Consider the following 13,541-nt stretch of genomic DNA (forward strand, 5'->3'; position numbering starts at 1 on the left):
AGACTTAATATCCCAATGCGCAACCGTCTTTGCGTGGATCACTGGCGCCTTCCAAAACCCCGTCATCCCGGATCAAGATCGCCTGAGCGCCGCCGATTGGGGTTTCGGGGATACTCACATTGTGGCCGATGTCACTGAGCTGTTGGCGCACCTGATCTGAGAAACCGCGCTCCACCTTCATATCGCCCTGATCAGAAAATGCGCGAGGCAGATCAATTGCGGTCTGCGGGTCCATCCCAAAATCCGCAATGTTCGACGCAAAGCTTGCATGACCTGCGGGCTGATAGGCACCGCCCATCACACCGAAGGGCATGATGACTTTACCCTTTTTGCGCACCATCGCGGGAATAATCGTGTGCATCGGGCGCTTGCCGCCTTTCAACTCATTTGGATGATCCTCTTCGAGGGTGAAGCCAGCACCTCTGTTTTGCAGCAAAATTCCAAATTTGTCGGATGCAATGCCTGAGCCAAACCCATGAAAAATGGAGTAAATCAGTGACACGGTCATCCCGTCACGATCCACAGTGGTGATATATATCGTATCTTTGTGCACGCTTTCTGAAATCGTGGTGGCATTTGCCATCGCTTTTCGCGGATCAATTAGCGCGGCCAATGCCTTTGCGGTGTCCATGCTCAGCATGTGTTCCAGACGTGTGGTGTAATCAGCGTCCGCCAGAAACCGGTTGCGCGTATCATACGCCAGCTTAGCTGTTTCAGCCTCTAGGTGCGCACGCTCCGCCCCCACAGGATCCATACCCGAAACATCGAACTGGGACAGAATATTCATCATTAGCAGAGCGGTCGCGCCGTGTCCGTTTGGGGGATGCTCGACAACTTGGATGTCCTTGTAAGCGCCTGAAATGGGCCTCGTCGGGGTACAGGCCGTATTCGCAAAATCGTCTAACGTGTGCAGCCCGCCGAGTGCGTTTAGGGTGCTGACCATGTCTTCGGCAATTTCGCCTGCGTAAAATGCGTCACGGCCCTTTTGCGCGATGCGGCGCAGAATTTCGGCCTGACCCGGCGCGCGAAAAACCTGACCGACGTTCGGGACCTTGCCGTTCAAAAGGTAGTAATCGCGCGCTTTTCCTTGCAGAACGGGTGCGTCATTGATCCAATCAAATGCCACACGCGGCGTGACCGGTACACCATTTTCTGCAGCGTTGATTGCGGGTTTCAAAATCGCCTCCAACCCGATTTTTCCTACATTATCAGATAGGTGGCAGAACGCGTCAATTGCACCCGGGATCGTCACAGAATGGGGGCTTTGCACAGGTACTATTTTGTTGCCTCCGGCGCGCAAATCAGAGGCGTCCAGTGCATTTGGTGCCCGACCTGAGCCATTCAATGCTTTCACGTCGCCGTCGCCTGTATGCCAAAGCACAAAGCAGTCACCACCAATTCCGGTCATTTGTGGCTCGCAGATGCCGAGGACAAGAGCCCCGGCAATGGCCGCATCCATTGCATTGCCGCCCTGTTCAAGTATGTTTATTGCTGCTTTGGCTCCAAGAGGATGTGAGGTTGCGCACATACCGTTAGTTGCAAGGACAGGTGATCGCCCGGGAAAATGAAAATCGCGCATGTAAGAACCCTTTGCAGCCTGTTTTTCTGCAAAATAACGGCCCATGCGCTAATGTCCATGGCGGGGTTGTTCACCTGATGAAACGGGGAGTGGGATCCTCGACGCTACACATTGGGTGGGGGCTATTACATGCAGCGCCGAGGAAAGCTATTGTTAGCTATGCCCCACATATGCGCTGTGATTGAGGCGGATTTATGATGCTAAAACGGCCGCTTTGCGAAATTTCATGCAGTAAATGAGGCGCTATGCAAGGAGAACTTAGCAATCACATGGGTGTTCCAAGCCAACGGCCAACCTCATTGACAGATGATTTTCCTGATCAACTCTCTGATATAAAATATCTTTTGCAAGATCCTGTATTAGGAACCAGCCGAAACCACCTTCCGGAAGCTCATCAAGGGTTAAATCAAATGGAGCGCGTGTGCGCTCAGTAAGTGTAACGATCGACATTTCCTCGCCTTGATCAGAAATTTGCAAATGCAGGCCATCGGCATGATGTGTACATGAAACTTTTATGCGAGCGCCCGTGTTTTGCGTTGAGTAAGCGTGTTCAACAATGTTGTTGAGGGCTTCCGCAAGGACCAGTTCGACGGTTCCGGCTTCTTCTTTGTCTAAATCCAAGGGGCTCAAAGCTTGCGCAAATTGAGAGAGCACTTCTCTTACAGCCATTGCGTTGCTTTTGATGGAGGCTTCAAATGGGGGCAATCGTGCCATTTGTGAGTGACTTCCTTGCGCAAGCGCTAGTGTTGAAGTTCTGCAAGGGCGCCGTCAACTGTTGTGAAGACGCTGAAAACTGTATCCATTCGCGTCAATTGAAAGACTCGTTCGACCGTCGGATTTAATCCAGCGAGCGCCATTTTACGCTCAACGCCGAGGTTCTTCATGGCGGAGACAATCGCGCCCAGCCCACTGGAATCAATGAATTGTACTTCGCTGAGGTCGAGGACGACGATGTCCTTGCATCCATCTGTCTGAACCCGCATGGCATCCTTAAAAGCAAGCGCGACCGCAGCGTCGATTCGTTCTTCCTGAACCGAAACGATGCACAGTGCGTCTTCTGTTTGTTTGGAGAGTTGCATAATGTAGCCTCATCATAGGTTTGGTATCGCCTTAACGGACAAGTCTTACGAATCCATTAGGCATCAAGGAGACGCAGAGATGCAGGATGTTTTCATAGCGGGCGCTGCACGGACCCCAATGGGCGGATTTCAGGGAGATTTCAGCACATTGGAGGCTTCCGATCTCGGAGGTGTTGCATTCAAAGCGGCGCTTCATGGGGCTGGTTCAACCACGGTTGATGAAGTGATGATGGGCTGTGTTTTGCCCGCGGGGCAGGGCCAAGCGCCGGCGCGGCAGGCCAGCTTCAAAGCGGGATTGGGCGATGAAGTACCAGCGACCACGCTCAACAAAATGTGCGGGTCAGGCATGAAAGCCGTGATGATAGCATATGATCAAATAGCCCTTGGGCAAAGCAGTGTCGTGCTCGCCGGTGGTATGGAAAGCATGACAAATGCGCCCTACATGCTGCCAAAAATGCGGGATGGCGCGCGATTGGGCCATGCTCAAGTGATCGACCATATGTTTCTGGACGGTCTGGAAGATGCCTATGACAAAGGGCGCCTGATGGGCACTTTTGCAGAGGATTGTGCTGAAGTCTTCCAATTCACGCGTGAGGTCCAGGATGCTTATGCGCTGACCTCTTTATCGCGCGCACTGGAGGCGCAAAAATCCGGCGCGTTTGAAGAGGAAATTACGACCGTCTCGGTTCGATCACGCAAAGGCACTGTGGTCATTTCAAGCGACGAACAACCTGCTACCGCGCGCCCGGAAAAAATACCGCAACTGAAACCGGCTTTCCGTGAAGGTGGTACGGTCACCGCGGCAAACGCATCGTCGATTTCGGACGGCGCGGCAGCGCTTGTTCTTGCGTCAGGAGATGCTGCGCGCACCAAGGGTTTGAATGTCCGAGCGCGGGTTGTTGGGCATGCAAGTCACGCGCAGGCACCGGGCCTTTTCACCACTGCCCCGGTGCCAGCAGCGCAGAAGTTACTGGCCCGGATCGGATGGGAAAAGGACGACGTGGACCTTTGGGAAGTTAACGAAGCATTCGCGGTTGTACCGCTTGCTTTCATGCATGAAATGGGCCTTGCTCATGATATCGTAAACGTCAATGGCGGCGCTTGTGCCTTGGGTCACCCGATCGGTGCATCCGGCGCACGCATTCTGGTCACATTGTTGAATGCAATGGAGAAACGTGACGCAAAGCGGGGTATCGCGGCGATTTGTATAGGAGGCGGTGAAGGCACAGCCGTTGCAATTGAACGCCTGTGACCGTCGACTATGGTGATTTGTCAGAAACGATCAGATCACTGACCAACGGGGAAACGGATGCTGTGGCATTGATGGCGACCGTTACCTGCGAGGTGCATCATTCGGACGCCGGTTTGACTGGACCGGTTTTTACCGCATGACCGCGCCGGACGTGCTAAAAATCGGGCCTTATCAAGGCGGGCATGGCTGTCCGGTGATCCTATTTGATCGTGGGGTTTGCGGTGCCGCAGCGCGCACGGGGCAAGTACAGTTGGTTTCAGATGTTGCTTCTTTTGATGGGCATATTGCATGTGCGTCGTCCACGAAATCCGAATTGGTTTTGCCCGTCAGGAATGGCAACGGAGACCTCATCGCTGTATTCGACATTGACAGTGATCAACCGGATGCGTTCACTGATTAGGACGCAGAAGAACTGGGCATCATTTTCAAGTTGGTCTTTGCGCGCATCTGACGCGTTTTGCATGATACGTCCTGTTGTGTCATTGCGCGGCATCCCTTCCGCAGGGGACCTTACGGAAATTTCAATCAAGAATGTGAAATTCAGCTGGATTTTTTCACAGACTCAGGGCAATATGAAAAAAAGACGGGAAATTTCATAAAGCATGCGCCACAGCCTTCCATCACACCCCGACACGCTCGGCGCTGACCTTCGTGCCCTGCGCAAGACCCGCAATCTGACGCTCGCGGAACTGGCGGGTAAACTGGGGCGTTCTGTTGGATGGCTCAGTCAGGTGGAACGCGACAAATCCGAGCCTTCGATTACGGATTTACGTCACATTGCGGCGGCGCTCGATGTTTCGGTTTCCATGCTTTTCCGCCATTCTGCTGCGCCGGTGGATGAGGCAGGGTTTATTGTCCGAAAAACAGCGCGTCGTCCAATCGGATCATCCGTTGCAGGATTGGTTGAGGAACTGCTTTCCCCTGATCTGACAGATGACTTCGAGATGGTTCACTCGACATTTGCCCCTCACAGCAAGATTGTCGAACGCGTCACGCGGCCGACTCAAGAGGTCGGCTATCTGATCCAGGGCAAGTTGGATCTGGAGATTGCGGGCAAGAACCATGTGATCCACCCCGGTGACAGCTTCCGTATTCGGGGCGAACCTTTCCGTTGGTCGAACCCCTATGATGCGCCTGCCGTGGCGATCTGGGTCATTGCGCCGCCGGTCTACTGATGAGTTTTGAAGCCTGGATCATATTCGCGCTTTTCTGGGTGGTTTTCGTGACAACCCCGGGGCCAAATGCCGTCAACTGCATTAGCAACGGTATGATCCTTGGGTTTGGGCGCGGCATGGTGGGCGTCTTGGCCATCCTGACGCAAGCGGCTTTGTTTCTGATCCTTTCAGCACTAGGCGTAACGGCATTGATCGCCGCGTCGCCTACTGGCTTTTTCATTGCCAAATTGATCGGCGCAGGCTTTTTGATCTACTTGGGCGTGCGCGGCTGGTTGCTGGCCAAGCAACCGGTTGTGATCAGCGATAAACCCGCGCGTTCAGTCTATTTGCGCGCATTAGCGATTGCGACAATCAATCCCAAAAGCGTCGCTGGTTATCTCGCCGCTTTTTCCCAATTCGTCCAACCGGATGTGCCAATCTGGGGGCAAATGGGTCTGATCATGCCGACCGCGCTTGTGATTACGGCCCTGAGTTACACGGGTTTCACAGCGCTTGGCGCTGGCATTGGGCGTGCGGCGCTTGGCGCGGTTTTCAATGTCTGGGTGCGCCGTGTGATGAGCGTTTGTTTCATCATATATGGCCTTTTGTTGGGCGCCAGCAGTGCACCGGTGAGATCATGACACGCAAGGGAAGCTGCCTCTGTGGTGCTGTAAAATATACCTTGAGCGGTGATCTTCGCAATTCGGTCGCGTGTCATTGCCAACAATGCCGCAAAACCAGTGGGCATTATGTCTCGGCCACACAAGTTGGAGCAGACCAGCTAGAAATTACGGAAAACGCGACGCTGGTGTGGTATCAATCTTCGCCAGGGGCGCATCGTGGGTTCTGCAACGCCTGCGGGTCCTCGCTGTTCTGGCGCCATGTGGATGACGAAGGCGCTGTTTCTGTCATGTCGGGCACTTTGGATGGCGCAACCGGCATCACCACAGAAAAACACATTTTCGTCGCTGATAAGGGCGATTACTACGACATCGCGGATGGACGTCCGCAACATGACCAATAAGGGGTTATAGAAATGGCAGATTTCCCAACAACAGCGCGCGTTGTTATTATCGGGGGCGGGGTGGTTGGAACTTCGACACTCTATCATCTGGCAAAAGCAGGCTGGAAAGACTGTGTGTTGTTGGAAAAAAACGAACTGACCGCTGGATCGACATGGCATGCGGCTGGAAATTGCCCGAACTTTGCCGGGTCCTGGGCGGTCATGAACATGCAGCGCTATTCGCTGGAAATGTATCGGACGCTGGCCAAAGATGTCGATTATCCGATGAACTATCATGTGACCGGAGCCTTGCGTCTGGCGCATTCCAAAGACCGGATGATGGAATTTGAAAAGGTCGCCTCAATGGGTCGGTATCAGGGCCTTGAGATGGGCATTTGCACGCCGGAAGAGCTCAAAGAATACAATCCTTTCATGGAAACCCACGACCTTGAGGGCGGACTTTGGGATCCGCTTGATGGGGACATCGACCCGGCACAGCTGACGCAGGCGTTGGCGAAAGGGGCACGTGATGCGGGCGGACGGATCGAACGGTTCTGCCCGGCAACAGGCATCGAACGGGATGGTGATGAATGGATCGTCAAGACTGAAAAAGGTGATATCCGTTGTGAATATGTGGCCAACTGCGCCGGATATTATGCACAGCGTGTGGGCGAAATGTTCAAGCCATTTGGCGGACGAACGGTGCCCATGGTCGTGATGAGCCACCAGTATTTCCTAACTGACGAGATTCCAGAACTGGCCGAGTGGACCAAGGAAAAGGGCCACAAGATGCCGATGATCCGCGACGTGGACATCAGTTATTACCTGCGGCAGGATAAAAACGGCCTGAATCTTGGCCCTTATGAGCGCAATTGTAAGGCGCATTGGGTGACGCCTGAAGATCCGATGCCCGACGATTTCTCCTTCCAGCTTTACCCAGATGATCTAGAGCGCCTCGAGTTCTACATTGAAGACGCCATGGAGCGCGTTCCTGCTCTGGGCACCGCCGGAGTTGGTCGCAACATCAACGGACCTATTCCATACGCGCCTGACGGGTTACCGATGGTCGGCCCGATGCCCGGTGTGAAAAACGCCTTTGAGGCGCATTCGTTCACTTTCGGCATTGCCCAAGGCGGCGGTGCGGGCAAATGTCTCAGCGAATGGATCATGCATGGTGAGACCGAACTGGATATGTGGGCCGTCGATCCGCGCCGTTATACCGATTATGCGGATCACGACTATTGCCTGAGCAAGGCTATGGAAACTTATGGCCATGAATATGCGATGCATTTCCCATATCACGAGTGGCCCGCAGGACGGGACAAGAAACACTCGCCCAATCACGGCGCCTTGATCGCCGCGGGCGGCCAGATGGGGGCTTACAACGGGTGGGAACGCGCCAATTGGTTCGCCAAACCCGGTGATGATACTTCAGAAGCTGCGACAGAAACATGGGAACGTCAGGGACCGTGGACGCAGCGGGTCAAAGAAGAGGTTGAAGCCGTGCGTGATCGGGCTGGTGTTCTCGATCTGCCCGGTTTTTCAAGGTTTAAGATACGGGGTGCCGGGGCGGACGAATGGCTGCGCGGCCTCGTGACGGGTGCCCTGCCGAAGATCGGACGCGTCGGTTTGGTGTATTTCTCCAATGAACGCGGTCGGATCGTTACCGAAATGTCGATTACCCGTGAGGGCGAAGACAGTTTTGTTCTGGTGACAGCCGCACCGGCACAATGGCATGATCGAGAATTTCTCGAAGGGCATATGCCCGCTGAGTGCGCCTTTACTATTGAAGACTGGACCGATCGGATGTCGACCCTGATCGTGACGGGGCCGCAGTCGCGCGCGATGCTGTCTGGAATATGTGGTGCCGACCTCTCCTTGCCGTGGCTCAGCTTTCAGGAAACTGAGATTGCAGGCGGTTGGGTGGCCCTGCTGCGTGTGTCCTTTGCGGGAGAATTGGGGTGGGAAATTCATGCAATGAACGCCGATATCCCTGCAATCTACGATGCAGTCCTCTCTGCGGGGGCGACGCCCTTCGGTATGTATGCGTTGAATTCATTGCGGATCGAAAAAGGATATCGCACCTGGAAGGGAGATCTGTCGACAGATTACACTTTGCTTGAGGGTGGACTGGAGCGTTTCATTCGCTTTGGTAAGCCGCAAGACTTCCCGGGCAAAGCGGCCTTGCTTAACGAAAAGCAGAAAGGCTGCAAAAAGCAATTCGTCACGCTGGTTGTGGACGCCGGGGATCAGGACGCGCCTTACATGTCTCCGTTGTTTCACAATGGCGAGGTCGTTGGGGAAACGACATCAGGGGATTGGGGTTACCGGATCAATAAATCGGTCGCGCTTGGCATGTTGCGGATGGATCTGACAACGCCGGGGACCGAAGTAGAGGTCGAGATCTATGGAAAGCGGTGCAAGGCCACAGTTCAACCCGACGAGCCCCTGTGGGATCCCGACAACGAAAGACTCCGCGCATGAGCCAGATCACTCTTCTTGACGGGGGCATGGGACAGGAACTGATTCACCGCGCCGGGGACCGGCCCACACCCTTGTGGTCGACACAGGTGATGATTGATCATCCTGGTATGGTGCAGGGTGTGCATGCAGACTTCTTTGCCGCAGGCGCTACAATTGCCACGGCCAATACATATGCCATCCATCATGACAGGTTGGAAGGTACTGGTATGGAAGGACAGTTTGATCTGCTGCATCGCACAGCGCTTTCGGAAGCTAAAGCCGCGCAATCGGCACACGGATCAGGGCGGATCGCAGGCGCAATCGGCCCACTGGGTGCAAGCTATCAGCCTGATTTGCATCCTGCATCCGACGTGTCGGTGCCACTTTTTAAGGAAATCGCGCAAAATCTGGCTGATGATTGCGATCTGCTGATCCTTGAAACCGTTGCTTCGGTGGCGCACGCGCGGGATTCACTGGCGGCAACTCTAGAAACGAATTTACCGGTCTGGCTGTCGCTTACCGTGTCCGACACGGATGGTGCCCGTCTGCGCTCGGACGAACCACTGGAAGACGTGCTGGAAATCGCCGCACAGGCGGATGCGGTATTGATCAACTGTTCGGCACCGGAAGCGGTGACGCTGGGCCTGCCGATTATAGCACAGGCGGGCAAACCCTTTGGTGGATACGCAAATGCCTTCGAGTTGATCACCGAGGATTTTCTGAAAGAAAAGGCTACAGTAGACGTGCTCAAGGCCCGGCGCGACATGGGCCCCCGCGCTTACGCCGGATACGTCATGGAATGGGTTGGGCTGGGTGCCACAATCGTGGGGGGGTGCTGCGAAGTCAGCCCAAGCCACATCTCTGAAATCGCACACCGACTCGAAGCAGCCGGTCACACAATCGTTTGAAGGAAGACTGATATGGCTGTGCCACCGTCTCATGCGCGCGTCGTCATCATCGGGGGCGGCGTTATTGGCTGTTCCGTTGCGTACCACCTGACCAAACTGGGTTGGAAAGACGTTGTTTTGCTGGAACGCAAGCAATTGACGTCAGGCACCACATGGCATGCGGCGGGGCTGATCGCGCAGCTGCGCGCAACGGCCAATATGACCAAACTGGCAAAGTACAGTCAGGAGCTGTACGGCAACCTTGAGACCGAAACCGGTGTGGCAACGGGTTTCAAACGCTGTGGTTCGATCACCGTTGCCCTGACCGAGGAACGGCGCGAAGAAATTCTGCGTCAGGCCGCCATGGCACGCGCCTTTGGAGTGGATGTCGAAGAAATCTCGCCCTCAGAGGTCAAGACCCGGTATGAACATCTGAACATCGACGGGGTGACTGGTGCGGTTTATCTGGACAAGGATGGGCAGGGCGACCCGGCGAACATCGCACTGGCCTTGGCCAAAGGCGCGCGGCAACGCGGGGCACAAGTGCTGGAACGCACCAAAGTCACGCGAATCGTGCGAGACGGAAGTCGTGTGACAGGTGTGGATTGGGAGCAGGACGGCGACAGCGGTCACATCACGGCGGACATGGTGGTGAATTGTGGCGGCATGTGGGGTCATGAAGTGGGCCGCATGGCTGGCGTGAATGTGCCGCTGCATGCTTGCGAACATTTCTATATCGTGACCGAGGCCATCGCAGGTTTGAAACAATTGCCGGTTTTGCGCGTGCCCGATGAATGCGCGTATTACAAGGAAGACGCCGGGAAGATGTTGCTTGGGGCGTTTGAACCCAATGCCAAACCCTGGGGTATGAACGGTATTTCGCCCGACTTTGAATTTGACCAATTGCCCGAAGATTTCGATCACTTTGAGCCCATTCTGGAGGCCGCTGTCGAGCGGATGCCGATGCTCGCCGAAGCGGGCATTCATACGTTTTTCAATGGACCTGAATCATTCACGCCGGACGATGCTTATCATCTGGGGCTGGCGCCGGAGTTGGATAACTTCTGGGTCGCTGCGGGCTTTAACTCCATCGGTATCCAATCTGCGGGTGGGGCCGGTATGGCCTTGGCGCAATGGATGGAAGACGGGGAAAAGCCTTTCGACTTGGGTGATGTTGATATCAGCCGGATGCAACCGTTTCAGGGTAACAAAAAATACTTGTTTGAACGCTCCACGGAATCTTTGGGCCTGCTTTATGCCGATCACTTTCCATTCCGTCAGAAGGAAACTGCACGTGGTGTCAGACGCTCGCCTTTCCATCAGCACCTGATCAACAATGGTGCTGTGATGGGCGAACTTGCAGGCTGGGAACGCGCAAATTGGATCGCGAAACCGACGCAGACGGCGGAATATGAATACACATGGAAGCGCCAAAACTTCTTTGACAACGTTGCTGATGAAGTGTCAGCGATCCGCAACAATGTGGGCATGTATGACATGTCCTCTTTCGGTAAAATCCGGGTTGAGGGTCGCGATGCGGTGGCCTTTATGAACTATGTGGGCGGCGGGCAATATGATGTGCCCGCTGGCAAGATTGTTTATACTCAGTTTCTGAACGCGCGCGGTGGGATCGAGGCGGATGTGACCGTGACGCGGCTCACTGAAACGGCGTTTTTGGTGGTGACACCTGCGGCAACAAGGCTGGCGGATCAAACCTGGATGATGCGCCATGTGGGTGATTTTAACGTAGTGATCACCGATATGACCGCGGGCGAGGGTGTTTTGGCTGTTATGGGTCCACGTTCTCGCGAACTTCTGCAATTGGTGTCGCCCAATGATTTTGGCAATGATGTCAATCCGTTTGGGACCTCTCAGGAGATCGAATTGGGCATGGGCCTCGCGCGGGTACACCGAGTGACCTATGTCGGCGAACTTGGTTGGGAAATCTATGTCAGCAGCGATATGGCAGGTCATGCTTTCGAGACACTCATGGAGGCAGGGCAGACGTTAGATCTGAAGCTATGCGGCATGCATATGATGGATTGCGCGCGGATGGAAAAAGGGTTCCGCCACTTCGGTCATGATATCACCTGTGAAGATCACGTATTGGAAGCAGGACTTGGATTTGCGGTCAAGACAGACAAGCTGGATTTCATTGGGCGGGATGCAGTCCTACGCAAAAAAGAAGAGGGTCTCAAGAACCGGCTTTTACAGTTTAAGCTGAAGGATGCGGAGCCATTACTCTATCACAATGAACCGGTCATGCGGAATGGTGAATTGGTCGGGTATCTTGCCTCCGGGGCTTACGGTCATACGCTGGGCGGCGCGATGGGGCTTGGCTATGTGCCTTGCGCAGGAGAGACGGCAGCAGACGTATTGGCCTCGCAATATCATATCGACGTTGCAGGTACATTGGTGGAGGCGGAGGCCTCGTTGAGGCCGATGTATGATCCAAAATCAGAGCGCGTGAAGGTTTGAACCGGGGTGGCCTGAAGCCCACCCTACCTGCAATCGGGTAAGGTGGGCTTCAGGCCACCTTTGTTGTCGGGAGGCGAAAGGGTTGCGTATAGCCCCCTGTTCTGCGAGCAGATGGGATGAGTTCAAATTACTGCCCGCCTCAGGATCCAATCTCCGTATTGCATGAAGACGCAGAAGTCTTGCTGGTTGATAAACCTGCGGGGTTGTTGTCGGTGCCGGGTAAGGGACCAGATTTGGTGGATTGTTTGCTTGCGCGGGTGCAGAGTGCATTCCCGGACGCACTTCTTGTACATCGGTTGGATCGCGACACGTCCGGGGTGATGATCTTTGCACTTACACCACACGCGCAACGGCATCTGGGCTTGCAGTTCGAAAAACGCATGACCAAGAAGACCTATGTCGCGCGGGTTTGGGGCGTGCCCGCCGAAAAAACCGGTACTGTGGATTTACCACTGATTGTGGATTGGCCCAATCGCCCTAAACAGATGGTGTGCCATGATACTGGAAAGCCCGCGCAGACAGACTGGCGTGTGCTCAAAGACGAGGGTCAGACAGCGCGTGTGAGGCTGCAACCACATACAGGACGCAGCCACCAGTTACGTGTTCATATGCTGAGCCTTGGTCATCCCATTCTTGGTGATCCGTTTTATGCAACCGGCCCTGCGCGCGATTATGAGCGCCTGATGCTGCATAGCCAGGAACTGCGTTTCAATCACCCACAGGGTGGAAAATCTACCAAGGTCCGCGCACCGCTGCCATTCTAATTCCTCCACCAACATCGCTGTGAAAGATGCTTGACATGATACCATTTGGTTTCGTAAAAGAGATACCAATTAGTATCATAAAGGAGGACACATGGCCCTGCCACAATCGACATTTCGCGCATTGGCTGACCCTACGCGGCGCGACATTCTGGTGATGTTGCGCGGTCGCGATCTGACAATTGCACAAGTTGCCGACAATTTCGACATGACCCGTGCAGCAGTCAAAAAACACCTGACCGTTCTGTCTGATGGCGGATTGATTAGCGTCCGGACCAGTGGTCGCGAACGTATTAATACGATCAACCCTGATGGGATTGCGCCCGTCATCCAGTGGCTCAGGTACTTCGATGTCTTCTGGGATGATCGCCTCTCCAATCTTAAGACAGCAATAGAAAAGGACAAAAAATGACCGACCCCATTTTGCACAAAACCATCTTCTTAAAGGCCTCCCGCTCTGAGGTTTGGGCCTTTTTGACAGAGCCAGACAAGCTCGCCAAATGGTTCCACGCGCCTAAGCAGACGCTGGTGGCAGGCGGAAAACTTGAAATGTTTGGCACAACCAGCGGAGATCTATTGATCTGGGGAGAGGTCAAAGTGGCCCGCGCGCCAGAATATCTTGAACACACGTTTACTGTGAAACCGATGGGAGATGCCGTCAGCCTGGTTAAATGGACGCTTGTCGAGGTTCCAGGCGGCACGCAATTGTCATTGGAGCATTCGGGCCTGCCCGCCGCCGCAGAGGCTTTCGATCTGGTCCTGGCGCTCGACAACGGATGGGACAAACACTTCATGCAGATGCGCGAAGCGCTTCATGAACCGGTTCCCGCCTAAATCTCACTTGCGCCTTTCAAGAGACCCTGAGCTTTGACTGCGCCGCTTACA

Annotated in this window: 13 protein-coding genes and 1 pseudogene; 11 read left to right on the plus strand and 3 right to left on the minus strand. The window is 54.5% G+C overall.

Annotated elements, in window-relative coordinates; genetic code table 11:
• Positions 1-4: 4 nt before the first annotated feature.
• The 3 genes from R8G34_14370 to R8G34_14380 all read right to left on the minus strand — a co-directional run bounded on the left by R8G34_14370 (position 5) and on the right by R8G34_14380 (position 2,658).
• Positions 5-1,579: a gamma-glutamyltransferase family protein gene (locus R8G34_14370; protein MDW3224048.1), complete on the minus strand. Its 1,575-nt coding sequence runs from the start codon at positions 1,577-1,579 to the stop codon at positions 5-7.
• A 258-nt stretch (positions 1,580-1,837) separates the two neighbouring features.
• Positions 1,838-2,293: an ATP-binding protein gene (locus tag R8G34_14375; GenBank protein MDW3224049.1), complete on the minus strand. Its 456-nt coding sequence runs from the start codon at positions 2,291-2,293 to the stop codon at positions 1,838-1,840.
• Between the two features lie 26 nt (positions 2,294-2,319).
• The gene (locus R8G34_14380; GenBank protein ID MDW3224050.1) at positions 2,320-2,658 is read right to left on the minus strand and encodes an STAS domain-containing protein; all 339 of its coding nucleotides are present in this window, start codon (positions 2,656-2,658) and stop codon (positions 2,320-2,322) included.
• 79 nt (positions 2,659-2,737) lie between these two features.
• Between R8G34_14380 and R8G34_14385 the strand changes: the two genes are divergently transcribed.
• The 11 genes and pseudogenes from R8G34_14385 (at position 2,738) to R8G34_14435 (ending at position 13,490) form a co-directional block, all read left to right on the plus strand.
• Entirely contained in the window at positions 2,738-3,910 is a 1,173-nt protein-coding gene (locus tag R8G34_14385; GenBank protein MDW3224051.1) for an acetyl-CoA C-acyltransferase, read from the plus strand.
• Positions 3,907-4,310, plus strand: a pseudogene (locus tag R8G34_14390) (GAF domain-containing protein). The gene R8G34_14385 and the pseudogene R8G34_14390 overlap by 4 nt, the downstream one beginning before the upstream one ends.
• A gap of 202 nt (positions 4,311-4,512) precedes the next feature.
• A complete protein-coding gene (locus tag R8G34_14395; GenBank protein MDW3224052.1) occupies positions 4,513-5,085 on the plus strand; it encodes a helix-turn-helix domain-containing protein in 573 nt (190 codons plus the stop codon).
• Complete coding sequence (locus R8G34_14400) at positions 5,085-5,705, plus strand: LysE family translocator (GenBank protein ID MDW3224053.1); 621 nt, start codon at positions 5,085-5,087, stop codon at positions 5,703-5,705. The genes R8G34_14395 and R8G34_14400 overlap by 1 nt, the downstream gene beginning before the upstream one ends.
• Positions 5,702-6,088, plus strand: coding sequence for a GFA family protein (locus R8G34_14405; GenBank protein MDW3224054.1), 387 nt, complete (start codon positions 5,702-5,704; stop codon positions 6,086-6,088). Before R8G34_14400 ends, R8G34_14405 begins: the two co-directional genes overlap by 4 nt.
• Before the next feature lie 12 nt (positions 6,089-6,100).
• Positions 6,101-8,551, plus strand: a complete 2,451-nt coding sequence (locus R8G34_14410) for an FAD-dependent oxidoreductase (protein MDW3224055.1) — start codon at positions 6,101-6,103, stop codon at positions 8,549-8,551.
• On the plus strand, positions 8,548-9,438 hold the full coding sequence (locus tag R8G34_14415) for a homocysteine S-methyltransferase family protein (GenBank protein ID MDW3224056.1): 891 nt from the start codon (positions 8,548-8,550) through the stop codon (positions 9,436-9,438). The genes R8G34_14410 and R8G34_14415 overlap by 4 nt, the downstream gene beginning before the upstream one ends.
• 12 nt (positions 9,439-9,450) lie before the next feature.
• Complete coding sequence (locus R8G34_14420) at positions 9,451-11,895, plus strand: FAD-dependent oxidoreductase (protein ID MDW3224057.1); 2,445 nt, start codon at positions 9,451-9,453, stop codon at positions 11,893-11,895.
• Between the two features lie 116 nt (positions 11,896-12,011).
• Positions 12,012-12,659, plus strand: a complete 648-nt coding sequence (locus R8G34_14425) for an RluA family pseudouridine synthase (GenBank protein ID MDW3224058.1) — start codon at positions 12,012-12,014, stop codon at positions 12,657-12,659.
• A gap of 91 nt (positions 12,660-12,750) precedes the next feature.
• Positions 12,751-13,068, plus strand: coding sequence for a metalloregulator ArsR/SmtB family transcription factor (locus R8G34_14430; protein ID MDW3224059.1), 318 nt, complete (start codon positions 12,751-12,753; stop codon positions 13,066-13,068).
• On the plus strand, positions 13,065-13,490 hold the full coding sequence (locus tag R8G34_14435) for an SRPBCC domain-containing protein (protein ID MDW3224060.1): 426 nt from the start codon (positions 13,065-13,067) through the stop codon (positions 13,488-13,490). Before R8G34_14430 ends, R8G34_14435 begins: the two co-directional genes overlap by 4 nt.
• Positions 13,491-13,541 lie beyond the last annotated feature (51 nt).

The organism is Paracoccaceae bacterium, assembly GCA_033344815.1.
In the GTDB taxonomy this organism is placed as follows: Bacteria; Pseudomonadota; Alphaproteobacteria; order Rhodobacterales; family Rhodobacteraceae; genus Roseobacter.